We start from the raw sequence: 26,519 nt of genomic DNA, 5'->3' as shown, positions 1-26,519 counted from the left end.
ATTCCTTCTCAATCTGATTATTCTTATCTGTGCCCGCTGCAGCATACAAACACTTTAGATTATAATATATCTTATCTGAACTTGCAACGTAAGAGAAGAAAAAGGGTTCTGTCTATCAATTAATTGGTAAAGGCCTGTGCCGTCATCAATGACGCTACAGGCCTTTGTGTTTTATTTTGTTCCCGCAGTCTGAGCCTTACGGATCGTTTTAAAGACCCCCATGGTATCCAGCGCTCTTACCATGGAATAAAAAATCATGGAATCAATCGGCCACATGACCAGGTTTTTAAGTGCCCTTGCCGGTAAAAGTACCATAAAGCCCTTTCCGTACAGAATAGAAAGACATATGGTATTAAGAATTACGTTACATACCAGCATAACCAAAAACTTGGTTACCAGAACCCTGCTTAGGGTAATAGGCTTCTTGTAAAACATACAGCCATACATGATACCTGCCAGAATCGTTACCATGGTCAGTCCTGGAAAAAATGCGCCCATAGGCTTTAAGAGGTATTTAAGCACATCCATACTTCCGGAAAACAGGCCTCCTACTACCGGGCCAAACAGGTATGCAACCAATTCATTGGGAAGGGAAGCAAAACTGATCCGAATGTAACTTCCCATGTTAATGGAAAACATGCTCAAAACAATTGCTACTGCGCCAAACATGGCGGCTGTGGTAATGGTCCTTACAGACTTCAGCTCTCTGTAAGATTCGGTGAACAAAGTGACGAATTTTTTCATAAAAAATACCTCCTTTGCAGACCTCTAACTACAACCGGAGATAATATTCCTATCTTCTGATGCAGCGGGATGCGACCGGTGTACCGCAAGAAAATCTTTTCGTCCTGCTGACAACTCCCTGTTCAGCTGGCACTTAACGCACACGGGTCTACTCTGCGACTATTATATTGTATTTTGTAACGCCATCAGTATATCACAGATTCCTTAGAAAGCAAGTATTTTTTTTAAAACTTCTTCCTTTTTCCACGATGAAGTGGACAAAAAAAGCGATCAAAACTCCCAGAATAAGCCCTCCCAGTACATCGGTGGGAAAATGAACAAACAGATACATTCTGGAAAAACCGATAAGCCCTGCCAGAATCAGGGCCGCCATTCCCCATTTCCGGTTGTAAAGCCAGATGCTTACTGCTCCTTCAAAGGAAGCCAGGGTGTGCCCGGAGGGGAAGGAATAGTCTTTGGGATTATGAATTAAAAGGGGAACGCTGCTGTCAATCCAGCAAGGCCTTTCTCTGGCAACCATGTTCTTAAGGAACACATTTCCGACCAATAGGCCGGCTGCCAGGGATAAAATAACGCAAAGTCCCATAAGTCTTGTCTTTTTAAAGCACAGCAAAATAACCCCGGTAAGGATCCAGAAAATCCCGTGATCTCCCAGACCGGTTATCTCCTTCATAACAACATCCAGCCAGGGCGTATGTAACGATTGTAAAAAATACAGAATACCAAATTCCGTACCAGCCATCATAATTCTTTACTCCTTTTCCATTCTTGCGTCTATTATACCTTGCACCCCCCAAATTTACCAACAAAAAAATTCATCATATCAATAAAACCATTTGACAAGTTTAAAATTTAAGTTTAGGATAAACCATAGTTGTAAGTCAGGAAGGTAACCAAGGAGGCTAAGTAATGAAATACATCAGACAATTCACCATTATTCTCTTTATATCTCTGGTCGGAGAGATCATACATCTGCTCGTTCCCCTTCCAGTTCCCGCAAGCATCTATGGCCTGTTGCTCATGCTGATCGGGTTAAGGAAGAAATGGATTCCGTTGGAGGCAGTTGAAGAAGTTAGTATATTTCTCATCGACATCATGCCACTCATGTTTATTCCGGCAGCCGTCGGACTTCTGGATTCCTGGGGAGTTCTTCGGCCTATTTTGATTCCTTTTCTGGTCATCACCCTGTTTTCCACAATCATCGTGATGGTAATTACCGGAAAAGTGACCCAGCTATTTATTAAAAACGACAGAAATGGAAAGGCAGAAAAAAATGAGTAATACAGTAAGTGATTTTTTGTTTTTTGGTGCGGTGCTTAGTCTCATAAGCTATGAGCTGGGACTCCGTTTAAAGAAAAAATTCAAATGGGCTATCTTCAACCCTCTTTTAATATCCATTTGTGTTGTCATGGTATTCCTGTCTGTATTTCACATCGATTATAAGGTGTATGATAAAAGCGCCAAATACATCAGTTATCTTCTGACACCTGCCACCATTTGCCTTGCAATTCCTTTATACCGCCAAATGGAACTGCTTAAGAAGCATTCTAAGGCCATTGTAGCCGGGACCCTGACCGGGGTTTTCACCACAATGACTACCGTACTGCTTCTGGCCTTGGTTTTTGGCCTTAATCATCAGGAGTATGTGACATTTCTGCCTAAATCCATTACCACAGCCATTGCGATGGGAATTACAGAGGAAATGAAGGGATATGTGACCATAACGGTAGCCAGCATCATCATCACCGGAATCCAGGGAAGCATAATTGCGGAAGCTGTGTGCAAGATATTTAAAATAACGGACCCCATTGCAAAGGGGATTGCCATCGGTTCTGCTTCCCATGCCGTAGGAACTACAAAAGCCATGGAAATGGGCGAAATCGAAGGGGCTATGAGCAGCCTTGCCATAGCCACCTCCGGACTTTGCACCGTGATATTTGCATCTGTATTCTCTAACTTCTTATAGAAGATAAACCTAGTATTCCGGACTATTATATTGCCTTAAGAAGCGGTATTCGTTCATAGCCTGAATGAATACCGCTTCTATTACAAGTTCTTAGAGCATCTGAAGAATCTCCTCCAGACCAAAGTTTTTATCCGTCCGGAATATTCTCTCCATGGCATTGAGGTTCTCATCCGAATGCTCTACTTCCCGGGAAAACCGGTGGGACAGATGAACAAATTCTTTAAAATCCAGATTGCCTTCATTTCTTTTAAAAACAGCCTGGGCCATTTCCTGAATAAGAATTGTGCTGACTGTAGCAAGCTTTGTTTTCACATATGGATGTCCGTCATAAACAGCCCCGCAAAAATAGGTGAAAACAAAGTATACCATAAGCTGTTCGCCCCATTGTTCCCATTGGCGCTTACGGCCTTCCTCTTCCATTAAATAACGGTGAAAGGCTTTCCTGTTTTCCTCATAGCTTTCTGCACCGGCGTCAAACAATATTCTTTTAAGAGTTCCCAGATATTGGGGCCAGCTCTCATTAAGCACTTCAAGCTTTCCAAACAAAGAAAACCACTTCTTCATCTTTTCGTAGCGGACCTTATCTTCTATCCTGCGATCAGCCATTTTCTTAACGATCTCAGTTCCGGCCATTCCTTGATACCGTTTCATCAATTCATCTAACTCATACAGCTTTTCCTCATTGATTCTTCTTTGCATATCATGGGAAAAACCCAGTGCCATGGCAACGCGCAGACGGCAATCTAGGTCACGGTTTTGCAGGAAGGACAAAATCAGATCCCTTGCATCCGTAAGCTTTGTATATAATAGAAAATCAAAATCAGGATAGGACTCTTCCCTTTCATCCTCTTTCGTAAGAAAACGGACAGGTTCTTCACAGCCTAGAATCAGTCCGGCGGCCTCCTCACAGGATAAGGACAAAGAAATTTCCCTGACTCCTTCGTATTCTTCTATATGTCTTGGATAATCCCGGCAGGTTTTACAAAGCATTCCCGGGCCGGCTTCCTTATAGATATCGCATAGATTGTCCTCATTTAGAAACGCACATCGGCCGCCGCACTGCTTAAAGGAGCCATCTTTCCAGTCAATCCATTGATTAAGCCGTCTGCCAAACGCATCCTTTCGCATTTGGTATCGTTTTTTTGTATGATCATCAATCATGATAGCCCAGCCTGCACAGCAGGTGTCCGGACACTCTCCGGCCACACAGTGGAATTTATTATAATAATGAGGGATTGTAAACTGCATAAATGATTGCTCCTGTTTTTTTGTAACGATTATACCGCATTTAAAAATGGGGCGCAACCCATTTCAATGAGCGTACCCCATTTTAAATCCCATGATTATAATTTTCCAAACGCCAGGAACAAAAACAGTATGCCGCTGACCCAGGTCAAATCCCAGCCTTTTAATGCCGCAAGCTTATGTCCCAGAAACAGGCCGATATACATGACGGTAGTTCCCACAATCAGGGCAGAAAGGGCCGTAAGCCCTGGAGGAATCATCAAAAATCCGGATAGAGCCCCGGCTACCAGACTGTCCAAGGACATAGCCAGAGAAAACATGATGGTTTCCTTCCATGACAGAGACTTGGAGTGGTCCCAGTCTGCCGCCAAAGGATTCCCGTATATATTTATGATGATACTCAGGCCGGAAATAGAGAATGTAAGATTCTTTTGGACATTTACATGGCTGTTAATATATTTTTTTATGGTATAATCCATAAGCTTTATGATGCCTAAGAGAAACAGGCAGGAAAATGCCGCCCCTTTTGCAAAATTTTCCGGCACTAATCCGCTGATTACGCTTCCAAATATAAGAGCAGCTCCCAGACATCCGCTGCAGATCAAATTTACTGCAATAACTTTTCCGAAGGAAATCTTTAGACGGTTAGCTCCATAGGCAATACTGGCAACAAACGTGTCGGTGCAAAGTGCCAGCACTAGAATTAATATATCACGCATATTCTGGCAAACTTACCTTTTTATTTTAATATATTCATTCCAGTCATGATTGGGACCCCAAAAAGAAAAAAGCAGGGGCGGCAATATGCCCCTGCTTTATGTCTATTCATTACTGGCACAATTTCTTAAATTCATCTGCAACAAACTGTACCTGTGTTCCTACGATTACCTGTACGCTGGTTTTTCCTGGTCTGATGACACCGGCAACACCTGCGGATTTAATCTTCTTTTCATCTACCAGAGTATAATCCTTGATCTCCAGTCTTAATCTTGTAATACAGTTGTCGATGCTGGTGATATTACCCTTACCGCCAAGTCCTTCCAGAATAATGGAAGCAACTGCAGTATAGTCGTTATTTGCCAGGGTAACTGTGCTTTCATCTACATCATCATCTTCCCGTCCCGGAGTCTTAAAGTTAAATGCTAAGATTGCAAGGCGGAATACGAAGTAGTAAACAGCTGCATAAACAAGTCCCAACGGAATGATAAGCAGCGGATTTACAGCCATAGGAGCCTTAAAGCTTAAGAACCAGTCAACGAAACCTGCACTGAAGTTAAAGCCTGCACGTACTGGAAGCAGAGCGCAGATTGTTAAGGAAATACCGGTTAAAATCGCATGGATTAAGTAAAGGCCTGGTGCAAGGAACATGAAAGCGAATTCCAGAGGTTCCGTTACGCCTGTAAAGAAGGAACATACTGCTGCTGCAAGCAATAAACCATATGCATTTTTCTTTTTACCAGGTTTTGCGGTATGATACATAGCCAAAGCTGCGGCCGGAAGACCGAACATCATAACCGGGAAAAATCCTGTCATGTACTGACCTGTCTGGCCCAGAACACCATTTCCTGACCAGAAATTACCAAGGTCGTTTACTCCTGCAACGTCAAACCAGAATACGGAATTCAGTGCGTGATGGAGACCTACCGGGATTAAGAGACGGTTGAAGAAACCATAAATACCAGCTCCTATTGCGCCCATACCAAGGATGCCTTTACCAAATGCAACTAATCCAGAATATACAACCGGCCATATGAAGAATAAAACAAGGCAGGCTACTAGAGAAACAAGAGCGGTAACAATGGCAACAGACCGTTTACCACTGAAGAATGCCAAGGCATCCGGTAGCTTTGTGTTTTTAAACCTGTTATAGCAGCTGGAACCGATGATACCGGATACGATACCAATAAACTGGTTTCCAATCTTACCAAAAGCTGGATTTACTTCACTGACATCGATTCCTTTCAGCATAGCAACCACTCCAGGTGAAAGAATCGTCTGAATCATCAGCCAGGAAACAATCGCGGCCAATGCTGCTGTTCCCTCATGGTCATCTGCCATACCAATGCCGACACCAATTGCAAACAGAATTGCCATGTTATCAATGATGGCGCCTCCTGCCTTAATTAAAAAGGCAGCAATGGCACTGTTTGCTCCCCAGCCAGTGGGGTCAATCCAGTAACCAATCCCCATCAGGATACCTGCCGCTGGCAAACATGCCACCGGAAGCATCAATGACTTACCTAATTTCTGCAAATACTTCATCATAATAAAGAAACCCCTTTCTTTTTGTCCTATCGGACATTTTTTATCCACTCCTGCTGCAAGCAGGTTTAGATCACATTTCTTCCAAAACGGTGCAAAATGCAGTCATAGCTGCCTCCTCATCCTCTCCGTCGAACCGGAACCGGATGATGCTGCCTCTTTTGGCTTCAAGCCCCATTAATGCCAAAAGACTTTTACAATCCGCTTTGTCTGATTCCCACTGGACTTCAATGCTGCACGAATATTTCCTCGCTTCCATAAAGATAATGGAAGCCGGCCTGGCATGAAGTCCCAGGGGATCTTTTATTTCATACAAATACTCCCTCATTTTTAATACCTATAATTCGATGATTGGTTCCAGTTCCTTTACCTGCATTCCTGTATGGCATACCATATCCGGATAATTCGGTGTATTGCAGACGATGACCGGTGTGATCACCTCATATCCTGCTTCCTTTATGGCTGCCATATCAAATTCCAGAAGAAGCTCCCCAGCTTTTACTTTATCTCCCTGTTTTTTATAGGCAGTATAATGCTCCCCTTTTAAATTAACCGTATCAAGCCCTACATGGACGATGATCTCAGCGCCTTCCGGGGTCGTAATGCTGACCGCATGCTTTGTCTCAAACACCACCGTCAGGATTCCGTCGGCCGGTGCCACAATTCTTCCTTTTGCCGGAATAATAGCAACTCCCTTACCCAGGATCTCCTGGCTGAATGTGGGATCATTTACCTCACTTAATGGTACTACCGTTCCTTCAACAGGAGCCAGGACTTTTTCTCTTTCTTTTTCACCGCCTCCTCCGAAAATTTTCTTTAATGAATCAAACATAAAGTGATTCTCCTTTCTTTTACAGCCTCATTCTTTTGATATGAACCGCCAGATATGCGGTCTCTTCTTCCGTTACATCGTGATGGTATGTTTCCATTATATAATCCTTGATCTTTAAACTGCACCGGTATTCTTCCGGGTACATCTCGGATATCAAATGGTTAAATTCAACATTCCCGCTGTTTAACAACTCCTTTGTAACGATTCTTTGTGCCAGAAACCTTAAATGGGTAACAAACCGCTGATAATTCAAAGACATTTCATCAGGCTCCATTGAAAAATATTCTTTCACAATCCCTACGGTATTTTGGATCAGGTTCGTGATATCAATGGTATCGCGCATAGCGGTATTAAATTCTGCGTTGACGATGTGAAACGCAATGAATCCCGCCTCATCAACAGGAAGGGATACCCCGATCCTCCGCTCAATTAATGCGATAGCGTATTCACCGATTAAGTATTCCTCTTTGTAGAAGGTTTTTATCTCATTCAGCAGAGGGTTTGAAAATTTCATCTTCTGCTTAAATCGATGAATGGCAAAATTGATGTGATCCGTCAGCGTTATGTATATGTTTTGATTAAGACTCCGGTTTAATACGCTTTTTGCATAATTTATGATTTCCGTAGAAACCTGGATATGCTCAAGGGGAAGGTTTACCAGCAATTCTTTAAATTTGTCAACATTGTTCTGGCTGTCCAGACGAAATACCTTTTCAACTGCGCTCTCCGGAATCTCTTTCCCCGGTTTCATGCCGAATCCGATTCCTCTGCCCATGACGATGATTTCTTTTCCGTCCGGCTCCAGCGCACTGACAATATTGTTATTGATTATTTTGTCAATTTTCATACAATGTCCCATCCTATAAAATAAAAAACCAACTTTGACCACGAAAATTAAAGTACATTTTCCCATAATCAAAATTGGTTTTGCCTGCTTTCCAGTAACAATCCACTCAATATATCCTTGCTTTAACTATACCAGTTATTTTTAAAATGTCAACAAAATTTTATACATTTTTTATAATTCCTCGATTTTCAATTAATTCCCCGAAGGATCAAAAGCATCCCGTAAAGCATCTCCGATGAAATTAATACTTACGACCAGCAATATGATCATCAGACCCGGCGGTACCCACAACCATGGCTTAGAAGTAAGGATCGAGATGGATTGGGCTCCGTTTAACATATTGCCAAGGCTGGACTGAGGCGGTTGAATCCCCATGCCAAGAAAGCTTAGGGCTGCTTCATCCAACATGGATATGGCGATAACGGAGGTTGCATATACCAAAATGGGTGCGACCGTATTGGGAAGTATCTCGGAAAACAAGATATAGCGTTTTGGCATTCCCGCGACCCGGTCCCCCTGGATAAATGTCATCTCCCGGATGGACAAAACATTTCCTCTGACCAGCCGGGCAATTCCAGGCCAATCAACAAAACCGAGAATCAATATGATATTTAAAAGGCCCGGGCGAAATATAGCCGCGGAAACCAGTACAAGCAAGATATAAGGAAAGGACATAACCATGTCCGTAAACCGCATGATGACCATATCCAGGATTCCTCCGAAGAACCCGGATACCAGTCCTAAAACCACACCGACGACCGTAGACACTGCAGTAGAGGCAAACCCTACTAACAGGGAGATCCTGACGGCGTACAGCATTCTGCTTAATACATCCCTTCCCACCTGGTCAGTTCCAAGCAGGTGCTTTACGGAAGGCGGATCGCTAAATCCGCCCACCACTTTATCCGGGCTATAAGGCGAAAGGACCGGCGCAAGCAGCGCGCACAGGAGTATGATAGCAAGGAATATGGTGCTGGCCACAGCCAGTTTGTGCTTTAAAAACCGCCTCATTACTGTATTGCGGTATACGTTATCTTCACTGATTATTGTTTTATCTCTATTCATTCATTTTCTCCTGCTTTAATACGTAATCGTCGGATCTACCAGCGCATAGATGACATCCGTCAGCAGGTTTGCCACTAAGACAACAATGGCGGACATCAGACAGACGCCCATAATGACCGGATAATCTCTGCTGATAATCGCACTCATGGTCATCATGCCAAGCCCAGGCCAGGAAAATACCTGTTCAATGATGATGGCACCGCCAAACAAGATCGGGATATGCATTCCGAGTACAGTAATGACCGGGATTAACGCATTCCGAAGGGCATGCTTATTAATCACCAGGAAGCGTCCAATTCCCTTTGCCCTTGCCGTCCGGAGATAATCCTTTCTTAGTATCTCAAGCATGGCGCTTCGGATATAACGAATATTGGTTCCTGCCATGGATGTCGCCAATACGATTACAGGCATGATCATATGCCTGACGACGTCTAAAGCACTTTTCTGCGCTCCCAGAGTATACATTCCGCTGGAAGGCAGCCAGCCAAGCCTGACGGTAAAAATATAGATCAGTACCAATGCAAGGAAAAAACCAGGAACACTGCTTCCAAGGAAGGAAAGCGTAACGACGGTATAGTCCTGGGGTGTATATTTGTGAACTGCGCTGTAGATTCCTGCAGGTACCGCAATCAACATACTGACAAATAACGAGACGGACATTAACAGCAAAGTTGGCCCGATATAGGTTTTAATCATTTGGCTAACCGGCTGAAAGCTTTTCATGGAATATCCCATGTTACCCTGCAAAAGATTCGTAAGCCAGATCCAGTATTGTACATAGACGGGCTTATTAAGACCCAAGGCAATTCTTTTGGTTTCGATGGCCGCCTGGGACACTCTGGGCCCCTGGAGCAGTTCCAATGGACTTCCTACCATAGTCATGATCAGGAAATCAATGATGGTTATGCCAATCAGGACCGGGATTGCGACAAGAATACGTTTGATAATATATTTAAGCATTCGCATCCTCCTTTGGCCATCTGCCCTGAGCCAGCACCGGACAGGCCGCCAGATGACCGCTTCCTGGCCGGACCGGAATCAGGGCAGGCTCCGATCGTTTGCACTCTTCTACGGCGTATGGACACCGGCTATGAAAATGACAGCCGGAAGGCATATCCTTATTAGAAGGCAGTTCTCCCTGCAATATCACTCTTTTTCTGTCTCTGGCTTCGGGATCAGGAATCGGTGCGGCACTGCATAATGCCTGCGTATAAGGATGCACCGGATTCTCAAACAGTTCCCTTGCATCCGCAAGCTCCACAATTTTCCCAAGATACATGACGGCAATTCGGTCACTGATGTATTTGACCGCATCAAGACCGTGGCCGATAAACAAATAGGTAAGCTTTAGTTCCCTTTGCAGATCACGAAGCAGATTAAGGATCTGAGCCTGTATTGATACATCCAGGGCGCTCACCGGCTCATCGCAGACGATCAGTCTGGGGTTAAGAGACAGTGCTCTTGCGATCCCAATCCTTTGCCTTTGTCCGCCGGAAAACTCATGTGGATAACGCCCTTTCGAATTCTTCGGAAGTCCCACCATATCAAGGAGGCGGTCAACCTCCTTGTTAATATTTTGTCTTGTACTGACGCCGTGATACAGCATTGGATAGGATAAGGTATCAAAAATGCGTTTTTTCGGATTAAGGGAAGTATACGGATCCTGAAACACCATCTGTATCTGAGTACGGATTTGTCTCATTCCAGCAGCCGAACGTTCCATGAACGGCTGCCCTTCATAGACAATGCTCCCCTCTGTGGGAGTTTCTAAAGCTGCAAGCTGCCGTCCTATGGTGGATTTGCCGCAGCCGGATTCACCTACCAGTCCAAGAGTTTCTCCCGGATACAGTTCAAAATCCACACCGTTCACAGCATGGATAAACCCAACTGTATGGGGAATAATTCCGTCGCGAACCGGATAATATTTTTTCAACCCCTTAATCTCTGCCAGAGGCTGTCGTTCCTTTTGCATGTGCTAATTCCCTCCTGACACTTGCGTCATCCTCTCCCGAATATCCGACCTCCGCCAGCATCTTGTCCCGTGATTTCCTTCTATTTCAACCAACCTTTGCTCCTGCTCACAGCCATCGATTGCATGCGGACAGCGGTTTGCAAAGCGGCAGCCTGTGATCTCGCCGTAATGCTCCGGAACAGTACCATCAATCGTCAATAATTCTCTCTCTTCTTTATCTCTGATACTGGGAATGGATTTCAGCAGCGCCTGTGTATAAGGGTGTCCTGGCTTTTTAAACAAATCAAGGACACCTGCCTCTTCCACAATCTGTCCGGCGTACATGACCATAACCCGGTCCGCCATTTCTGCTACCAGTCCCATGTCATGTGTTATTAAAATGATTGACATATGAAGCTCATCTCGTAAGTTCCGTAAGAGTTCCATAATCTGCGCCTGAATCGTAACATCCAGCGCAGTGGTCGGTTCATCCGCAATTAAGAGCTTCGGATTGCAGGCAAGCGCCATGGCGATCATTGCCCTTTGCCGCATTCCGCCTGACAGAGTATGGGGATACTTGTTCATAATAGAAGAAGGATCCGGAAGCCCCACCTTATCCAGGAGGAGCAGTGCCCGTTCCCTCGCTGTTTTCCTGTCCAGATCCAAATGGATGCGCATGGCTTCCATGATCTGGTTCCCAATGGTAAATAGCGGATTCAAACTGGCCATGGCATCCTGAAAGATCATGGTCATCTTACTCCCGCGAATCCGGTCGAACTCCTTTTCCGGCAGCCCCAAGAGTTCCTGCCCGTCAAAAACGACCTTTCCTCCGGTGATTTTACCATTTTCTCCCAGCAAGCCCATGACTGACAGAAGCGTAACACTCTTGCCTGAACCCGATTCTCCAACGATGCACAGGATCTCGCCCTGATTTACATGAAGGCTGACCCTGTCTAAGCATTTGATATCTCCTGCATCGGTGGAGAATGCCATTTCCAGGGAGTCTACTTCCAGTAATGGAGTCATTGTGTCACATCCCATTCGTGAATATTATTAAAAGAGCCATATACATCCGGCGTCGCATTCATCACCCTTTTATTCACCGCTCCGATTGCACTTATAATATAGGAAGAAATCATCGGAACCTCCTGCTGCATGACAGTATCGATCTTTAAATATTGTTTCTTGATTTCATTAATATCACTGGTAGCCTGGGTTGCCTCCAGTGCCTGGGTTATGGTATCATTTACATAGCCGGTCCAACCGTCCGCAGATAATAACCAGTTAATGTCCGGATATGGATCTACCGGAGCATAGGTATACTGCACTGCCAGCAAATCAAAATCCTTGCTTCCCGCTTTGGTCATTAAGCTGGATAAGTCTACAGTTGTCACCTGAACCTTGATTCCGATTTCCAGCAGCTTTGCGGCAATATAATCCGCAGCCTGGCAAAAGGTGGTATCTCCACTGTTTACATAGAAGTTCAATGTCTTTGAGGCATCCCAACCATCTGCGACTGCCTGAGCGACTAATTCTTTCGCTTTTTCCGGATCGTAAGCAGTTGGAGTCAGGCTTTCGTCATAGAACGGTCCTGCACTGGATAGAAAACCGTCAACCACTTCTCCTTTTCCATTTAAAAGTCCGGTTATTATGGACGGGCGGTCAATTCCATAAAGAATCGCCTGGCGTATACGGGGATCCGTTACTGTGGCAGTATTAAAGAAGATCGACTGATTGATGACAGGAGCACCATAGTTGACCGTCACATTCCCAAGAGCTTCCACGCTGGCATAATCCTCCTGCAGGATGTTGCCGGTGGTCTGCTGCACAAAATCAATTTCTCCTGATTGCAGCCCGGTCAGCAATTGTGCCGCAGGTACGATCTTAATATTTAACCGATTTATTTTCGGAGTTCCCTTCCAGTACGTATCATTTGCCTCATAGGACACATAATGCTGCAAATCAACAGAAGTGATGCGGTAGGGCCCGTTAACTACTGTCGGAGCGTTGAACCAGTCATAGCCTGCCAGATCCTCATCTGCTACGCTCTCAAGAATATGCTTAGGCAGTGTCAGTATATAGCGTCCATATGTATTCTGGAAAGTGGTAAGAGCCATCTGATATTTGGTCGTAAATTCAACGGTTTTACTGTCAATTGCCTTAACGCCGGATAGTTCCGTCGCTCCCTCCTCTGAAAAACCATCGTCTCCCACGCCTTCAATGGCATAAAGCGCCATGCTTGCATTGGCACGAACAGGGCTTGACAGCTTAAGAACGGTATATACGACGTCGTCCGCAGTTACAGGCTGACCGTCGGACCAGCTTGCGTTCGGATCAATATTTACGGTAAAATGAATATTATCCTCCGTGGTAATTGAAGAAGCCAGCATTCCCTCAAACTCCAGATTTCTGTTTAATTCAACAAGGGGCAGGAATTCCAATGCCGTGGAGGTTTTCATGATTTCAGTTGCATCCATTAACAAAGGGTTAACGCTGCTGATAGAATCGGTCATTCCGATATTTACGATTTTATCCTCCGTACTCCCACCCTGTGCGGACTGATCCTCTGTCGTGTTTCCCTTAGCCGGATTCTCAGTTCCGGGACTGGGATTTGACTTTGCACACGCCGCAAGAGATACCACCATGGCAAAAACCAGCATAACCCCGATTGCTTTATGCAGTTTTTGAAAGACTGCTTTTTTCATAATTATCGTCCTCCTTAACTATTTTCTCAGATATTTATCCTGCGCACGGTACGCATTCCTCATATAAGAGAATACATATATGTTTAGTATGAAATATCCTTTTTTACATCTTAGTATGATTTTGTTTTTTTGTCAACTATATTTGATGCCCGTGACAGCAAAGAAGTCCGGAACGCCCTGTATCCCGGACCTCCCAGACTTTTTACTCTTCTCAACCATCAAAGATGGGATCATACCAATTCTAAATACAATTCTTTTTAAGTTCGTCTCTCAACCGTTCCAAAGCCTTCTTTTCCAACCGGGATACGTAGGACCGGGATATTCCCATTACATCCGCAATCTCACGCTGTGTATATTCCTTCCCTCCGTGCAGCCCGTACCTCATTCCAATTATGGTTTTCTCGTTTTCTTTCAGGCAGCTGTCAAAGGCCTCATACAGTTCCTTAATATCCTGCTTTAGAATAATAGATTCCAGTGTTTCCTTATTTTCCATTTCGATGACATCTACTAAGCTTACAGTCTCTCCATCCTTGTCTACGCCGATGGGTTCAAACAAAGAGACCTCTTTGGAATATTTCTTGTTCGCACGAAGCAGCATTAGGATTTCATTTGCTATAGTCACCTTGCGGCTCTGGTAATTTAAACTCCTTTGAGCCAAACAGATACAGGTGGACATTCTCTCCATCCCATATGACCTTATCCACAAACGTGCGGACAGCTGCCCGCCTTTGCCGGACATCCATAAGGCCGATCACATTTTGGAAGGAAGATAAGGTATGCTTAATTAACTGAAATTCCGGATCGGAAAGCTCCCTATTTCCTGCGTCCAGGGAAAGTCCCCATAACCGCTGCTCCATTTCCCCTTTTCTTTTATGAAGTCCGTCAACCTGCTGTATGATATATTCTTCCGCACCGGTTCCTCCGGCTTTTCCAAGAGAGGCCACCAGTCCGGTTATCTCCCCTTCAACGTTTTTCAGTTCCTCCTTTAAACGGGATATATCCCATTCCACTTCCTGTCTGCTTTCTTCCACTGCCTTTTTACTCCTGTACAGCTGCCTTTGAAATTCACTGCAATCCACAGATATCTTTTTAATTTCCTCTAAGACCATTTGATCCAGTATATTTCCATTTACATTTTTCATCCCACAGCATTTCATACGGCTTTTTTCCTTCATGGTACATAAATAAGAATAGATCTGTTCCCCATCAGCATTGTACCGACCGGACAGCTTTGGCCGCATATAGCCGCCGCAGCCGCCGCAAAAGAGGATTCCGGACAGCAACGCTACATTACTGCGGGGTTTCCGGTAACTTTTTGACTTATTTTGATCTAACAGAACCTGAACATTGACCCACATGGAACCGGGAACCACACCCTCATGCTTTCCAACCGCCACGATCCATTCTTCCATATCTTTCATCTCGTGTGTTTTTCCGGCTTTTTGAAGGGTACGGTTATATGATATCACTCCATGGTTCCCGTCAAAGGCCTCTCTCTCTGCAAAGAGATCCACTTTCTTTTCCCGTAAATATTCATAAGCATCCTGATCTGCAATCATATAGACCGGATTGGTCAATATTCCTTTTATGGCAAAACGGCTGAATAAGCGGCCGTATTTTGTCCTATGGCCGTTTTGAAGCAAATAGGTTTCCGTCTGAGTCAGAGATCCTGTCTCTAAAAATTTCTCATAAATCACCTTAACCAGATTTGCCTCTTCCGGAATCTTCTTAAGCTTAAATGCTTTTTTCACCTTCCCGTCTATAGTCACAGAGGACACGCTCTCCGACGAATAACCCGTAGGGGTATTTCCCCCAAGCCATCTTCCGCTTTTGGAGAGTTCCAGCATGTTATCCCGGATACGTTCCGCAATTGTCTCTCTTTCCAGCTGGGAGAAAACAGAAGCAATGTACATCATGGCCCGCCCCATGGGAGAGGATGTGTCAAATTGCTCTTTTATGGAGATAAAGGAAATATGAAGTTCATTAAGCTCTTCAATCAGATTTGCAAAATCACCGATATTACGGCTAATCCGGTCAAGACGGTAGCAAACGACCGCCGTAAATTTCTTCTTTTTAGCCTCCTGCATCATGACTTTAAACTGAGGCCGCTCTAAGTTTCCTCCGGAAAACCCCTCATCCTCATATACACAGGCGCTGTCAGCGAAACACGCTCCATAATGTGCGGAAATGTATTGTCTGCACAGCTCAATCTGATTTCCGATGCTCTCTCCTTTTCCGGTAAATTTTGATTTCCTTGAATAAATTGCAAACCGCTCTTTCCCGGCTTCCACCCCACACTTCCTCCTTACAGAACATAACGCTTCGTTCCACCCCTTAATCCAAACATACCGGACATGGGAGGCATCATACATTATAATAACAGTCTATATCAGGTCTTTGTTATGAATATGATCGTATATCAACCGAAAACAGAAGAAGACAGAAACGAATTGAGAAAAAAAGCTGCGCTCCTCCAGAGCCAGGCAGTCCTACAATATATCCAGCAGCTTTCCTGCCCGAATGACCAAAAACAGGCTCTTGTGGAAGAGCTTTACACCACCTGAATTGTATTCACATGCTTCCCGCTTAAGAAAACATGGGTGGCGCAGGACACGCAGGGATCAAAGGACCGTATGATCCTTCCGATTTCCACAGGCGCTGTTACATCCCTGACAGGCGACCCGATCAGTGCCTGTTCTCCGGTTCCCTTCATTCCATTTGTTTGTGTTGACAGATTCCATGCCGACGGTGTTATGATCTGGTAAAAGGCTATTTCGCTGTTATCAATATACAGCCAATGACCCAGGGCTCCCCGTGTCGTATCCACCAGCCCTTTTCCCGATGATTGCACCGGAATCTCATATTCCTTCTGCATGGATACTCCCGGAACCAGATTATCTATTAAGGTCTGCATGATTTCCACAATTTTCTTAGCTTCCAGAACTCTTGCAATGGTCCGGTCCATGGCAGAAATCCCGTTTCTGTACTCGCCGGAGAGCCATTGCCTTGCCAATGGTCCTACTTCATAAGGGATATTGTTGTATCTCGGCGCTTTTATCCAGGAATATGCCTTGGCCTTATTTCTGTCCGGTTCATCGTTTTCGTTGAACCAGGCGTATTCGTCTTCCTGGGTTATAAGAGCAGGATCAAAGGGAGAGGTTTGGCCATTGGAATAAACAAGAGGATCTACATAGAGCGTTCCCAAGTTTTTATAATTGTTAAAGCTCCCATAGGACAATAAGTTGCCGTAGCCTCCGCCGAACTGATAATACTCCGGATAAAAGGTTCCGATTGTGTATACGTCAGGAAGCATTTTTTCAACGATAAATTGTCCTATATTATATAGGTTGGATTTTATGCTGATGATCTTATCTGCTGAGACCGGCGATGTAATCCCTCCAATGAATATCCCGTGATTATGCGGTACTTTTCCTCCAAGTGTAGCCAGCATCTGATGCGCCTCCCTGCTGAACCGAAGGGATTCAAAATAATCGTTAACCATCTTATCGTTGATGTCCTTTGGAAGTCTGTAATCGTTGTGATCCGTCTTAAACAGCGGATAATCCTCAGGAAGCTTCACAAAATCCGGTAGAGTAAACTGATAAAAATGCCTTAAATGATTTTGCAGGAACTCACATGCATGAAGCAGGTCCCTTAAATACCTTCCCTGTTCAGAGGGAACAATGTTAAGTGCTTCTTCCAGGGCAAGAGCAGAAGCCATGGAATGTGCAGTTGAACAGATACCGCAGATGCGCTGGGTAAAATAAACGGCATCAAAAGGGCTTCTGCCCTGAAGCATTTTTTCAAATCCACGGAACATTAAGCCTTTCGTTTTTGCCGCCACCACTGACTGATCTTCGATATCGGCATCAATTTCCATGAAGCCGCTGATACGGGTAACAGGATTAATGGTTATTTTCTCCGCCATATCTACTCCCCTCTCATGGTGTCATAGGTGATAAAAGGCTCCATTGCATCAGGGAATCCGAACTGGGCACATCCGATGCAAGGCGAATCATTACCTACGGGCCAGTTGACATGACCGTTCCATTGGCGAATGGGACAGTCAATCTGGGTAACCGGACCTTTACATCCCATCATATACATACAGGTTTCCTGCCCCAGCTTCGTTGCAAAAATTCCGCTGTCAAAGTAAGATCTCCTCGGACATCTGTCGTGTATGGTAATGCTGTAGAACATCAGGGGACGATCCCTGTTGTCAAGCGGGGGTTCCCCATATAATAGCAGATAGGCCAGAGTACCCATAAACCAGTCCGGATGACATGGACAGCCTGTTAATTTTATCACTTTTCTCTGTAAAACATCCTGTATTCCCACACACTGAGTTGGATTGGGTCTTGCCGCCGACACACCTCCGTGTGAAGCGCAGGCACCGACAGCAATCACATGAGCCGCTTGTTCTCCCAGTCTTTTAACTGCCTCATATCCGGTAATCTCCCTGCCGTTGTGCCGGCCAATGACATTATAAGAACCGTTGTCCTTTAAAGATACAGCTCCTTCCACAGCAAGGATATAATCACTGCCTAACACGTCAAACAGCTGATTCATGGCCGTGTTTCCACCAGAATTCATCAGGCTGTTGCTGTATATCATATTGGTCATTTGTGTTAACAAATACATGAAATCCGGATTTTGTCCATCAAGAAGGGAGATGGTATTACCAGAGCAGCCATTTAATTCAAGCCAGACAAGATTCCGCTTTTGCCGCACAGCCTTGGCGATTTCATCCTTCACCCTGTTTACAAGACTTTCTGTTGTTTTTAGCCGGCTTTCCTGATAAGGACATTGAAAGCTCACACAATCCAAACTTTTCACCAACTTTACTCTGTTTCTGTAGCCAAATAGCCGATTATGGGTAATCGGGTCAGGACCATTGCTCCCGGATGACAGGTTGCGAAATTAACTGATAAATCATTTCCAGGATTAAGACCAAAATGGGTGTCTCCTTTCCAGACGGAATTATTTGTCACATCATACACCACTCCATTAACTGCAACATAAGCCGGAGCTCCGTTCTTTCCATTATATAGGGATAACTCTTCCAGAGTAAAGTATCTTGGAACTTCCTCATCGGCTTGATTTGCATGAATAGACTGATATGGATATTCCATTTCTTCCATAGCCACTTGATTGGACTGGCTAAAATATTTGATATGACTTTGCAGCATGATCACTTCACTGCTCAAATGATCTAACACAACGTCATTGTTGTACTGGTTGGTATGAAGCCTTTCTATATCCTCGTTTATATGCTTGACGCAGTTCCCGATGTAATCCAAAAACATATTTAATTCCATGAATATACCTCCCATAATAAAATTCAGAATGATTGTTAATTTTCGGACAGAGATCATGCCTTTCTCATTGGAATATCTCACCTTCGATTTCGTCTATCACCGCAGTAAGCGGCTCTATTTCCCGTCTAAGAACCTGCATGTTTGTCCAGTCTCCAACAAGCATATTTTCTCTTTCTGAAAAATATTCGCGGATGCTGTCTTCACTTATATGGCTGTCTGTATGTACCGTAATTGTCAAATCAAAAATCTTTGCGATGGAATTCTCCCCGCATAGTTCAACAATCGCCTCATATAAATTTTGATTTAGGAACGTATCATGCATAAGTGATTTCCTCCGATATAATTTTTTTAATTGCGCATTCAATTCCCCTGCAGATCTGTGGCAGTTTATCCTTTAAAACAGCGCTGAGTTCCTGGCCAAAACCGATTTCACAGATTTCAATGCCAATCAAATACCCCTTAAATTGACTGCCATATAGCTTCATGAGTTCCACCATGCTTAAATCATGCTGCATGGAGAATAAGGAAGGCTGTGACAACACATCTTCAAGGCGGTTCAGATGAACGCTCCCCGGTTCTGCTCCAGAGTAACGTGCATCAAGTATGATAACAAAGTCATCCTTATTTAATAAATAAAAGCAGTTTTGAAAATCGGTTTCTCCAATGATCACATGAATATCCTGGCGGATCAGCCGGTCTTCCAAGACTTCGGCAGCTTTAATTGCTATGGCGTCATCCTTCATAAAACGATTACCGATAGCAACTAACTTCACCATATCCTTGCCCCCTTCTCAAATTAGTTATTTATCAATATATATGTTGGACATAATGAAATATTCTTTGCCGGGGGAATATTGGCGGAGTAAAAACAAGGATGTTCCCAGAACTTTTATGTACTACCTACATAAACTTTCGTAATCTTAGAATTCAAAATATAACAGAAAGGAACCGGTGTATGCCATGCTGTTACAGGCATACACCGGTTCCATGCTTTCGCCCGGTTTGGAGCCGTTACGATAGGATACCATTCTCCACACATTTGGCCGCATAAGTGGCTAGTCTGGAGCCTCTGTCCGGATGAAAAGTATTAACGGCTTTAATAAGTCCTATGGTTCCCACGGAAAGAAGATCTTCCATATCATAATCTGTATTCTGATATTTTTTTGCCACATGTGCTACCAGACGCATATTTCTCTCGATGAGTGTGGCTCTTGCCTCCCGATCCCCTTCCTGGTATCGTTCCAGACACTCTCGTTCTTCTCGCGCAGTTAAAGGTTTGGGAAAAGTTTTCAAAGAAAGCCACCTTAAACTTACTTACTCTCATTTTATGCCGGCCTTCTCTTTAAAGTGCTTTTACAAAAAATATTGGCTGGTACTTATTTTCCTCACCATTTAATGGTGGAACAATCGAAGTCCTGTAAAGGCCATGGCCATCCCATATTGGTCACACGTTTCAATTACCTGGTCGTCACGGACCGATCCCCCTGGCTGGGCCACATACTTCACACCGCTTCTGTATGCCCGGTCCATGTTATCGCCAAATGGGAAGAATGCATCAGATCCCAGGGATACCTCTGTCAGCCGGCTAAGCCAGGCTTTCTTTTCTTCTCCTGTAAATACGGCTGGTTTTACCCTGAAAATATGTTCCCATCTGCCGTCAGCAATGACATCCATATAATCTTCTCCAATGTAGACATCAATGGCATTGTCCAGATCCGCACGGCTGATTCCATCCACGAACGGAAGTTCCAGAACTTTAGGTGCCTGGCGAAGAAACCAGTTATCCGCCTTGTTTCCTGCCAGCCTTGTGCAGTGGATGCGGGACTGCTGACCAGCCCCAATCCCAATCGCTTGCCCGCCTTTCGCAAAACAGACAGAATTGGACTGGGTGTATTTTAAAGTAATAAGGGAAATAATTAAGTCAATTTTTGCAGATTGAGGGATTTCCTTGTTCTTTGTTACCACATTCTTTAAAAGCCCCTCATGAATCTTCTCTTCATTTCTTCCTTGTTCAAACATGATCCCAAAAACCTGTTTTCTCTCAAGTGGCTCTGGCTGGTAGTCCGGGTCAATTTGGATGATGTTGTAATTCCCATTTTTCTTAGACCTTAAGATTTCAAGGGCTTCCGCCTCATACCCTGGGGCGATGACGCCGTCCGATACTTCCCGCTTGATAATCCTTGCAGTATCCACATCACAGATGTCAGACAGGGCAATGAAGTCCCCGAAGGAAGACATGCGGTCAGCTCCTCTTGCCCTTGCATAGGCACTGGCCAGGGGAGAAAGCCCTTCCATATCCTCTACCCTGTAGATTTTTGCAAGTATCGGGTCAAGAGGCAGTCCCACCGCGGCACCGGCCGGAGATACATGTTTAAAAGAAGTCGCTGCAGGAAGGCCGGTCGCTTCCTTTAACTCTTTTACCAGCTGCCAGCCATGAAAGGCATCCAGGAAATTGATATATCCCGGTCTGCCGCTTAAGACCTGGATTGGAAGCTCCTTCTCACCTGGCATAAAAATCCTTGAGGGTTTCTGATTCGGGTTACAGCCATATTTTAATTCCAGCTCATTCATCTTTTGTACTCCTGTCATTGATTTTTATTTACAATCCGGGTTTCATAAGCTCCGGATTCTATGTCAATATATCTTACAAAGAGAGAAATCTTATTTTCCTCATGGAGGCTTTCCCATATCATGGCAGTAAATTCATCCAGGTCATCAAGGGTTGCCGCCAGCTTTGGTTCCCCTTCAAAGCTTGGCAAAGGATTTCCATCGTGCATATAGGTATGAATAAAATGGGCTTCACCTGCCTCCGGATTGTCATAAGCAAAGGTATAGCGGTTGCAGGAATCCGGATTCCCGTGATTGCTCTTAATGATGGACATGGCGTAATTGAAGCGCCCGCCTTCTATATGCATGATCCCGGAAATACGGGGCGTATAATTAGGACTATCCGGTTCAAATTCTCTGCATCGCAAAGACTGCTCAAACGTCAGCTGTATATCCATTCCCTCGTAAATGGTATCGGTCTGATCTCCGTTTGTCACGATGGTCTTATTCCCCATAACACGCACCGGAGCGTAAATAATAAGGCTGGGGTCCGTGACCCTTGAAGGATCAAAGGCCTGGGTACGGATTCCTTCCCCTTCCTCTACGAATACGCGGTTACGGCTGTTATCGCTTCTTCCCATAATAAAATAAGCGGCAACCGCCTTGGTTCCATCCGGTGTTTTTCCCATAATAATACCTCTGCCCGGATAGGAATTACTCTTTAAATCGTCTTGTAAAGAAATCAAACTCATTCGATCTGGTCTCCTTTCTGAATGAAAACATATCATTTAGACAGTTGCGCACATAAAAAACCGCCTGGACATCCCATAGGGTGCCCAGGCGGTCGGCTTTTTACGTATCGTGCTCCCCGTGGTAAAAATCCACTTATCCGCCAGTCGCACGTACCTTGTACATCATCATATAATATTCTTCCCAAAAATGCAAGTCTCTTTTTAACCGAATCAAGGCAGTCCTTTCGACTATTCATTCCTTATTGCTGCAAGAGGACTTAGCTTCATGGCTCTTAATGCAGGGAAAAATCCTGCGGCCATTCCTACAAAAATAGCAAAACCAACGGCTGTTAAGGAAAGCCATGGAGGAATCCTGGAAAGATCGCCAGGCATATTTGACATAAAACGCCCTGAAAGGAATCTGTTAATAAGGAATGAGACCCCGTAGCTGAATAAAATCCCCGTTATACCTCCTAAAAAGCCGATAAAACCTGACTCCAGAAGGAACATGTTCCTGATATTATTCATATCGCAGCCAAGAACCTTTAAGATCCCGATCTCCTTTGTTCTTTCGTAAATGGACATCATCATGGTATTGGCGATACCAATTGCCGCCACAAACAGAGATACGGCTCCGATTCCTCCCAAAAGTGCCTGAACCATCTTGGCCTGCTTCTGGGACTGCTCCAGCCACTCCATATTGCTGTTGGCCTGAAAGCCCATATCTGTAATGGCTTTTTGTACCGCTGTTACATTGTTCATATCATCCACTTCCACAATCGCCTGCTGATAAATAAAATAGTTGTAGGGTTTTCCCTTTTTATTGGTTGGCTGGTTGGGAATGGGCTTCTTTTTAAAAATCTGTTTCAGCTGGGCCTTTAGCGCATCTAAATCCACATAAACGCTATAACTGTAATTATTCCAGTCCTCCGCCCCTCCTTCCACCAGTCCGGCTGTTGGTATGAGATACTTTTTGGGAGGTTTGACGGTTGTACCGCCTTCCCCGGTCCCTCCGTTTTGGGACTGATAATAGGCATCCATATCAAAGATCACGAACATGGGTCTATTTATAAAATCAATATCAGGAATACTGGAGGAATCATCATAAAAGCCATAACGATTGCTTTTGGGGTTACTGAAATTCCTGGCAACCATATTCCCTACAATCATCTGAAGGTCTCTATTACCCGGTTCCGGGATGCGCCCTTCCTTTAAGGGAATATTTTTCATATAACTCTGGGAAACGCCAACCAGGTTGATATACGCCTGGTAAGCACCCTGAGTCATCAAAACACTGGTTTCCAAAAGCGGAGAAGCAGCATCAACATGATCAATCCGTTCAAATTGCGCGATCACATCATCCGTCATGTAATTAGGATCCTTGCTGCTTTCATTTCCGCCCCACATCGCATTGGAATATACGGAAACTTCCGTAAGGCTTCCATAGGAAGCGATCTGTTCCATGGTAAGTTCATTAAAGCCGATCCCCAAAGACACCATGACAACAATGGAAGCTGTACCGATCAAAACTCCCAGAACCGTTAGAAATGTCCTTAGCTTCCTGCGTCTTAAGTTATTTACACTCATAGAAAGCAAATCGCTAAATTTCATTGTTATTTTCCTCTTCCAGTTCTTCAAGTGTTTCTTTTTTCTTTTTACGTTTTTTTAGCACATATACAGTCCCAATGGTTCCTATCACCAGGACGACAATCACCGCCGGAATAATGATCTTTCCATATTTGGAAGTGCCTTCCGGCTCTGTAACTACAGGAAAATCTCCCGAACCATCCATTCCGGGATCTAAATCCTCCTGCTCTGTTACCGTTAAACTTAACTCTTTTTCAATGGGTTCGCTGACCACTCCGTTTTCATCCTCATAAGTGATCATAACCTTAATTTTCCCATCATCCATGGTAGGCGCTGTTCCGCTGATCATGGCATCCACATTTCCAGATTCTCCTGGCTTTATATTTCCTACATAACTGTTGGTCTGCTGAATGGAATCTCCTACAAAGGCTACCATGACGTTATAGAGGAGAACCTTTCCTGTATTATTAATGGGAAACATCACATTTGTCTCGGAACCCACGGAAATCGTATCGGGCATTATCTCAATCGTACCCGTGTTTAAACGGGAAACCTGCTTGACAGGAATGTTCACTGTCACCTTTTCTTCCGCATTTTTAAATTCAGGGCTATCATACTTTTCATTGATGGTGATGGAATAGGTTCTTTGATCCACCCAGGCCCCTGCCCGAAGCTTCAGCTTTATGTCTGTGGTCTGGCCTGCGGGAAGAGAATTCACAACAATGGAGGAGGAACCGGAATCCATGGTAAATACCGCACTCTCCGTAACCTTTTCTGATTCCAGGTTAAAGAGGATATTGCTTGCAGCAACATTTTCGGAGGCGTTCTTCATATGAAGGATCATCTCAAATTCCTCTCCGGCATAAACGGTTTCCGGATTCGTCTCGAAGCCATCTACAATGATTCTGGCCTTTGTTCGATCATTGGCATTGAAATCACCGGTCTCTTCTTCCTTGTCTTTATTCTGGACCTTAACATAGAAGGTCTCTTCTACTTTCTGAATATCTCCATCTGTGCTGTCACGGTATTCGATCGTATATGTGATAGGATAATATCCGCTGTAAACATCCTTGCGGATATTCATACTGTAGGGAATCTCCACCGTCTCGCCGCCGCCGATCCGGTCATAATGCCTGGTGTAGTTGCCGTCGTTAATATCAAAGGGGAATTTGGTGCTGTCCTGGTCTAACTTCATCCGGACATTCACATCAAAAGCCGTAATTTGGGAGGAATTACGGACGTTCATATTAAAATTCATGACTTGCGGATAGATGCCAAAAGGTGTATTTTGGTTTTCTCCCAACTCAAACTGGATGGTCCCTTCATCTTTCCCGGATTCCGTTGTTGCGGAGGATTTTGTGATCCAGATGTTGACTTTTTCATGAGCAACCGGTGATCCGTCATTTTTTACAGTTGCATTTTGAACGATCTCGATCGGCACAGAGTAATATCCATCTGCGATATCTCTTCGAACCATTCCGGTGAGGGTTACACTTTTAGAGCTTCCGCTTTTTATATTTCCTACCTTTTTATTATCAAAGGTGCTGGATGTGATCTCAAAAGGGAAAATACTTCCTGAATACTCTTCTCCATTTTCTTTCGCATCGCTTTCCTGATTCGCCAGTCCTTCCTCAAATCGAATTGCCACATTGGTTAAATCAATGTCATCCTGATTTGTCAAAACCATATTGATGGTCATATTTTGCCCTGTTTTTCCGGAAGGAACCTTTTTTACATCAATCCAACGTTCTCCTGATCCTGGCTGCGCAAAAGCAATTCCCGGCACAGCTGAAGTGACCATAAGGATAACAAGCATCCATAAAACACCTTTCCTAACCTTCTTCATATCCCATGTCCTCCTTCGTATCCTCATGTTGCTGTTCCTCGTGATGCTGTTCTTCATGATGCTGTTCTTCATGATGCTGTTCCTCGATTTTAAATATCTTTCCATCTACTATATGGAATTGTCTGTCTGCAAACTTTGCAATATAATTATCATGAGTTACCATGACCAGGGTCTGATTCTGCTCCCTCACGATTTTTTGCATTAAGTTTAATATTTCCCTGGTAGTCTTTGAGTCTAAGTTTCCTGTGGGTTCATCCGCAAAGATGATCTTCGGATCCACTGCCAAAGCTCTTGCAATGCCGACTCTCTGCTGCTGACCTCCTGACATCTCATTGGCCATATGCTTCATCTGTTTCTCAAGCCCCACCAGCTTTATGTATTCTTTTGCTTTTTCATTCCTTGCTTTCTTTGTCACTCCCCGAAATGAAAGAGGTAAGGCCACATTCTCCACCGCATTCATGGTCTGCAACAGATTATAGGACTGAAAAATAAAACCCACATGCTTTCTGCGGAATGATACCAGTTGATTCTCCGAAAGCTTTTCTATATGACTCCCGCCAATAACAATCTCTCCCTTTGATGGCTTTTCAAGGCCGGCTAACATATTTAAGAGAGTGGATTTACCGGAACCGGAGGGGCCTACGATCGCGCAGAACTCTCCCTTATATATAGTAAAGTCCACACCGTTTAACGCATAGACCTTTGAGTTTCCTACTTTGTACACTTTATAAAGATTCTTGACCTGAATCATAGGTGACTTCTTTTCCGTCAAAACAGACACCCCCTTTCTTTATTTTTGCAAGCAATGAGCCAGGTACAGGAATGCAGGCATTCTTGCATCTGGCGAATGCTGCAAGAGTCAGCAATCCTTTA

Annotated in this window: 27 protein-coding genes, 2 pseudogenes and 2 riboswitches; of the genes and pseudogenes, 3 read left to right on the top strand and 26 right to left on the bottom strand. The window is 44.3% G+C overall.

The genetic code is table 11. From position 1 onward, the window contains the following. Positions 1-171 precede the first annotated feature (171 nt). Both ACHZES_RS01860 and ACHZES_RS01855 read right to left on the bottom strand, forming a co-directional pair. Positions 172-744 carry a folate family ECF transporter S component gene (locus tag ACHZES_RS01860; RefSeq protein WP_038283037.1) on the bottom strand — a complete coding sequence of 191 codons (573 nt, stop codon included), beginning with the start codon at positions 742-744 and terminating at the stop codon, positions 172-174. 60 nt (positions 745-804) lie between these two features. After that, positions 805-902, bottom strand: a riboswitch (THF riboswitch). 35 nt (positions 903-937) lie between these two features. Beyond that, entirely contained in the window at positions 938-1,486 is a 549-nt protein-coding gene (locus ACHZES_RS01855) for a phosphatase PAP2 family protein (protein ID WP_038283181.1), read from the bottom strand. A gap of 167 nt (positions 1,487-1,653) precedes the next feature. Here ACHZES_RS01855 and ACHZES_RS01850 point away from each other — a divergent pair, with 167 nt between their 5' ends. Both ACHZES_RS01850 and ACHZES_RS01845 read left to right on the top strand, forming a co-directional pair. After that, positions 1,654-2,025, top strand: coding sequence for a CidA/LrgA family protein (locus ACHZES_RS01850; protein WP_038283038.1), 372 nt, complete (start codon positions 1,654-1,656; stop codon positions 2,023-2,025). Beyond that, positions 2,018-2,710: an LrgB family protein gene (locus ACHZES_RS01845; protein ID WP_038283040.1), complete on the top strand. Its 693-nt coding sequence runs from the start codon at positions 2,018-2,020 to the stop codon at positions 2,708-2,710. The genes ACHZES_RS01850 and ACHZES_RS01845 overlap by 8 nt, the downstream gene beginning before the upstream one ends. A 90-nt stretch (positions 2,711-2,800) precedes the next feature. On the opposite strand, the gene fliB is transcribed toward ACHZES_RS01845, so the two are convergent. The 13 genes and pseudogenes from fliB to ACHZES_RS01780 form a co-directional block, all read right to left on the bottom strand. Further along, the gene (gene fliB / locus ACHZES_RS01840; RefSeq protein ID WP_395548567.1) at positions 2,801-3,958 is read right to left on the bottom strand and encodes a flagellin lysine-N-methylase; all 1,158 of its coding nucleotides are present in this window, start codon (positions 3,956-3,958) and stop codon (positions 2,801-2,803) included. Between the two features lie 95 nt (positions 3,959-4,053). Continuing rightward, positions 4,054-4,674, bottom strand: a complete 621-nt coding sequence (locus ACHZES_RS01835) for a manganese efflux pump (RefSeq protein WP_038283045.1) — start codon at positions 4,672-4,674, stop codon at positions 4,054-4,056. A gap of 109 nt (positions 4,675-4,783) precedes the next feature. Then, positions 4,784-6,220: an N-acetylglucosamine-specific PTS transporter subunit IIBC gene (gene nagE, locus ACHZES_RS01830; RefSeq protein ID WP_038283183.1), complete on the bottom strand. Its 1,437-nt coding sequence runs from the start codon at positions 6,218-6,220 to the stop codon at positions 4,784-4,786. Between the two features lie 70 nt (positions 6,221-6,290). Further along, positions 6,291-6,533 carry an HPr family phosphocarrier protein gene (locus tag ACHZES_RS01825; protein WP_286173237.1) on the bottom strand — a complete coding sequence of 81 codons (243 nt, stop codon included), beginning with the start codon at positions 6,531-6,533 and terminating at the stop codon, positions 6,291-6,293. 21 nt (positions 6,534-6,554) lie between these two features. Then, positions 6,555-7,049, bottom strand: a complete 495-nt coding sequence (locus tag ACHZES_RS01820) for a PTS glucose transporter subunit IIA (RefSeq protein ID WP_154520723.1) — start codon at positions 7,047-7,049, stop codon at positions 6,555-6,557. Between the two features lie 19 nt (positions 7,050-7,068). After that, complete coding sequence (gene licT, locus ACHZES_RS01815; protein ID WP_038283049.1) at positions 7,069-7,896, bottom strand: BglG family transcription antiterminator LicT; 828 nt, start codon at positions 7,894-7,896, stop codon at positions 7,069-7,071. A 192-nt stretch (positions 7,897-8,088) separates the two neighbouring features. Then, complete coding sequence (locus ACHZES_RS01810) at positions 8,089-8,961, bottom strand: ABC transporter permease (protein ID WP_038283051.1); 873 nt, start codon at positions 8,959-8,961, stop codon at positions 8,089-8,091. Between the two features lie 15 nt (positions 8,962-8,976). Next, entirely contained in the window at positions 8,977-9,921 is a 945-nt protein-coding gene (locus ACHZES_RS01805; RefSeq protein WP_089995981.1) for an ABC transporter permease, read from the bottom strand. Next, on the bottom strand, positions 9,914-10,933 hold the full coding sequence (locus tag ACHZES_RS01800; protein ID WP_395548568.1) for an ABC transporter ATP-binding protein: 1,020 nt from the start codon (positions 10,931-10,933) through the stop codon (positions 9,914-9,916). The genes ACHZES_RS01805 and ACHZES_RS01800 overlap by 8 nt, the downstream gene beginning before the upstream one ends. A gap of 3 nt (positions 10,934-10,936) precedes the next feature. Further along, positions 10,937-11,938, bottom strand: a complete 1,002-nt coding sequence (locus tag ACHZES_RS01795; protein ID WP_395548569.1) for an ABC transporter ATP-binding protein — start codon at positions 11,936-11,938, stop codon at positions 10,937-10,939. Further along, positions 11,935-13,617, bottom strand: a complete 1,683-nt coding sequence (locus tag ACHZES_RS01790; protein ID WP_038283058.1) for an ABC transporter substrate-binding protein — start codon at positions 13,615-13,617, stop codon at positions 11,935-11,937. The genes ACHZES_RS01795 and ACHZES_RS01790 overlap by 4 nt, the downstream gene beginning before the upstream one ends. A 241-nt stretch (positions 13,618-13,858) precedes the next feature. Further along, a pseudogene (locus tag ACHZES_RS01785) lies at positions 13,859-14,233 on the bottom strand (sigma-70 family RNA polymerase sigma factor); the annotation flags it as partial. Continuing rightward, a complete protein-coding gene (locus tag ACHZES_RS01780) occupies positions 14,223-15,908 on the bottom strand; it encodes a recombinase family protein (protein ID WP_395548570.1) in 1,686 nt (561 codons plus the stop codon). The pseudogene ACHZES_RS01785 and the gene ACHZES_RS01780, both read right to left, overlap by 11 nt. Positions 15,909-16,019: 111 nt before the next feature. Here ACHZES_RS01780 and ACHZES_RS01775 point away from each other — a divergent pair, with 111 nt between their 5' ends. Further along, positions 16,020-16,181 (top strand): hypothetical protein, encoded by a 162-nt coding sequence (locus tag ACHZES_RS01775; protein WP_154520727.1) that lies wholly within the window; start codon positions 16,020-16,022, stop codon positions 16,179-16,181. Here ACHZES_RS01775 and ACHZES_RS01770 read toward each other — a convergent pair. The 11 genes and pseudogenes from ACHZES_RS01770 to ACHZES_RS01720 form a co-directional block, all read right to left on the bottom strand. Beyond that, positions 16,169-17,545, bottom strand: coding sequence for a nickel-dependent hydrogenase large subunit (locus tag ACHZES_RS01770; protein WP_395548571.1), 1,377 nt, complete (start codon positions 17,543-17,545; stop codon positions 16,169-16,171). The genes ACHZES_RS01775 and ACHZES_RS01770 overlap by 13 nt on opposite strands. A 2-nt stretch (positions 17,546-17,547) precedes the next feature. Further along, the gene (locus ACHZES_RS01765) at positions 17,548-18,453 is read right to left on the bottom strand and encodes a hydrogenase small subunit (RefSeq protein WP_395548572.1); all 906 of its coding nucleotides are present in this window, start codon (positions 18,451-18,453) and stop codon (positions 17,548-17,550) included. Between the two features lie 5 nt (positions 18,454-18,458). Further along, positions 18,459-18,935, bottom strand: coding sequence for a cytochrome b5 domain-containing protein (locus ACHZES_RS01760; protein WP_242843159.1), 477 nt, complete (start codon positions 18,933-18,935; stop codon positions 18,459-18,461). A 64-nt stretch (positions 18,936-18,999) separates the two neighbouring features. Continuing rightward, positions 19,000-19,257, bottom strand: coding sequence for a hypothetical protein (locus tag ACHZES_RS01755; protein ID WP_154520729.1), 258 nt, complete (start codon positions 19,255-19,257; stop codon positions 19,000-19,002). After that, on the bottom strand, positions 19,250-19,711 hold the full coding sequence (locus tag ACHZES_RS01750; protein ID WP_395548573.1) for a hydrogenase maturation protease: 462 nt from the start codon (positions 19,709-19,711) through the stop codon (positions 19,250-19,252). Before ACHZES_RS01750 ends, ACHZES_RS01755 begins: the two co-directional genes overlap by 8 nt. A 241-nt stretch (positions 19,712-19,952) precedes the next feature. Beyond that, positions 19,953-20,228 (bottom strand): annotated as a pseudogene (locus ACHZES_RS01745) (sigma-70 family RNA polymerase sigma factor); the annotation flags it as partial. 99 nt (positions 20,229-20,327) lie between these two features. Then, positions 20,328-21,506 (bottom strand): phosphoribosylaminoimidazolecarboxamide formyltransferase, encoded by a 1,179-nt coding sequence (locus ACHZES_RS01740; protein WP_038283068.1) that lies wholly within the window; start codon positions 21,504-21,506, stop codon positions 20,328-20,330. A 14-nt stretch (positions 21,507-21,520) separates the two neighbouring features. Further along, positions 21,521-22,234, bottom strand: coding sequence for an IMP cyclohydrolase (locus ACHZES_RS01735; RefSeq protein WP_154520731.1), 714 nt, complete (start codon positions 22,232-22,234; stop codon positions 21,521-21,523). Between the two features lie 75 nt (positions 22,235-22,309). Next, a riboswitch (ZMP/ZTP riboswitch) is annotated at positions 22,310-22,392 on the bottom strand. A gap of 70 nt (positions 22,393-22,462) precedes the next feature. Then, the gene (locus tag ACHZES_RS01730; RefSeq protein WP_038283071.1) at positions 22,463-23,824 is read right to left on the bottom strand and encodes an ABC transporter permease; all 1,362 of its coding nucleotides are present in this window, start codon (positions 23,822-23,824) and stop codon (positions 22,463-22,465) included. Further along, positions 23,814-25,646: a COG1361 S-layer family protein gene (locus ACHZES_RS01725; protein WP_395548574.1), complete on the bottom strand. Its 1,833-nt coding sequence runs from the start codon at positions 25,644-25,646 to the stop codon at positions 23,814-23,816. The genes ACHZES_RS01730 and ACHZES_RS01725 overlap by 11 nt, the downstream gene beginning before the upstream one ends. Next, a complete protein-coding gene (locus ACHZES_RS01720) occupies positions 25,633-26,397 on the bottom strand; it encodes an ABC transporter ATP-binding protein (protein ID WP_395548688.1) in 765 nt (254 codons plus the stop codon). The genes ACHZES_RS01725 and ACHZES_RS01720 overlap by 14 nt, the downstream gene beginning before the upstream one ends. Positions 26,398-26,519 lie beyond the last annotated feature (122 nt).

The sequence above is a fragment of the Lacrimispora sanguinis genome (assembly GCF_044987295.1).
Classification (GTDB): Bacteria; Bacillota; Clostridia; order Lachnospirales; family Lachnospiraceae; genus Lacrimispora; species Lacrimispora celerecrescens_B.
The sequence above is the reverse complement of the archived record's forward strand: the minus strand, read 5'-3'. Positions and strand labels throughout refer to the sequence as shown.

What these genes read in the sequence shown, in the direction of transcription:
- ACHZES_RS01860 (WP_038283037.1), bottom strand. Translation starts at nt 744, where the DNA reads ATGAAAAAATTCGTCACTTTGTTCACCGAATCTTACAGAGAGCTGAAG.
- ACHZES_RS01855 (WP_038283181.1), bottom strand. Translation starts at nt 1,486, where the DNA reads ATGGCTGGTACGGAATTTGGTATTCTGTATTTTTTACAATCGTTACAT.
- ACHZES_RS01850 (WP_038283038.1), top strand. Translation starts at nt 1,654, where the DNA reads ATGAAATACATCAGACAATTCACCATTATTCTCTTTATATCTCTGGTC.
- ACHZES_RS01845 (WP_038283040.1), top strand. Translation starts at nt 2,018, where the DNA reads ATGAGTAATACAGTAAGTGATTTTTTGTTTTTTGGTGCGGTGCTTAGT.
- fliB (WP_395548567.1), bottom strand. Translation starts at nt 3,958, where the DNA reads ATGCAGTTTACAATCCCTCATTATTATAATAAATTCCACTGTGTGGCC.
- ACHZES_RS01835 (WP_038283045.1), bottom strand. Translation starts at nt 4,674, where the DNA reads ATGCGTGATATATTAATTCTAGTGCTGGCACTTTGCACCGACACGTTT.
- nagE (WP_038283183.1), bottom strand. Translation starts at nt 6,220, where the DNA reads ATGATGAAGTATTTGCAGAAATTAGGTAAGTCATTGATGCTTCCGGTG.
- ACHZES_RS01820 (WP_154520723.1), bottom strand. Translation starts at nt 7,049, where the DNA reads ATGTTTGATTCATTAAAGAAAATTTTCGGAGGAGGCGGTGAAAAAGAA.
- licT (WP_038283049.1), bottom strand. Translation starts at nt 7,896, where the DNA reads ATGAAAATTGACAAAATAATCAATAACAATATTGTCAGTGCGCTGGAG.
- ACHZES_RS01810 (WP_038283051.1), bottom strand. Translation starts at nt 8,961, where the DNA reads ATGAATAGAGATAAAACAATAATCAGTGAAGATAACGTATACCGCAAT.
- ACHZES_RS01805 (WP_089995981.1), bottom strand. Translation starts at nt 9,921, where the DNA reads ATGCTTAAATATATTATCAAACGTATTCTTGTCGCAATCCCGGTCCTG.
- ACHZES_RS01800 (WP_395548568.1), bottom strand. Translation starts at nt 10,933, where the DNA reads ATGCAAAAGGAACGACAGCCTCTGGCAGAGATTAAGGGGTTGAAAAAA.
- ACHZES_RS01795 (WP_395548569.1), bottom strand. Translation starts at nt 11,938, where the DNA reads ATGACTCCATTACTGGAAGTAGACTCCCTGGAAATGGCATTCTCCACC.
- ACHZES_RS01790 (WP_038283058.1), bottom strand. Translation starts at nt 13,617, where the DNA reads ATGAAAAAAGCAGTCTTTCAAAAACTGCATAAAGCAATCGGGGTTATG.
- ACHZES_RS01775 (WP_154520727.1), top strand. Translation starts at nt 16,020, where the DNA reads ATGAATATGATCGTATATCAACCGAAAACAGAAGAAGACAGAAACGAA.
- ACHZES_RS01770 (WP_395548571.1), bottom strand. Translation starts at nt 17,545, where the DNA reads ATGGCGGAGAAAATAACCATTAATCCTGTTACCCGTATCAGCGGCTTC.
- ACHZES_RS01760 (WP_242843159.1), bottom strand. Translation starts at nt 18,935, where the DNA reads ATGGAATTAAATATGTTTTTGGATTACATCGGGAACTGCGTCAAGCAT.
- ACHZES_RS01755 (WP_154520729.1), bottom strand. Translation starts at nt 19,257, where the DNA reads ATGCATGATACGTTCCTAAATCAAAATTTATATGAGGCGATTGTTGAA.
- ACHZES_RS01750 (WP_395548573.1), bottom strand. Translation starts at nt 19,711, where the DNA reads ATGGTGAAGTTAGTTGCTATCGGTAATCGTTTTATGAAGGATGACGCC.
- ACHZES_RS01740 (WP_038283068.1), bottom strand. Translation starts at nt 21,506, where the DNA reads ATGAATGAGCTGGAATTAAAATATGGCTGTAACCCGAATCAGAAACCC.
- ACHZES_RS01735 (WP_154520731.1), bottom strand. Translation starts at nt 22,234, where the DNA reads ATGAGTTTGATTTCTTTACAAGACGATTTAAAGAGTAATTCCTATCCG.
- ACHZES_RS01730 (WP_038283071.1), bottom strand. Translation starts at nt 23,824, where the DNA reads ATGAAATTTAGCGATTTGCTTTCTATGAGTGTAAATAACTTAAGACGC.
- ACHZES_RS01725 (WP_395548574.1), bottom strand. Translation starts at nt 25,646, where the DNA reads ATGAAGAAGGTTAGGAAAGGTGTTTTATGGATGCTTGTTATCCTTATG.
- ACHZES_RS01720 (WP_395548688.1), bottom strand. Translation starts at nt 26,397, where the DNA reads ATGATTCAGGTCAAGAATCTTTATAAAGTGTACAAAGTAGGAAACTCA.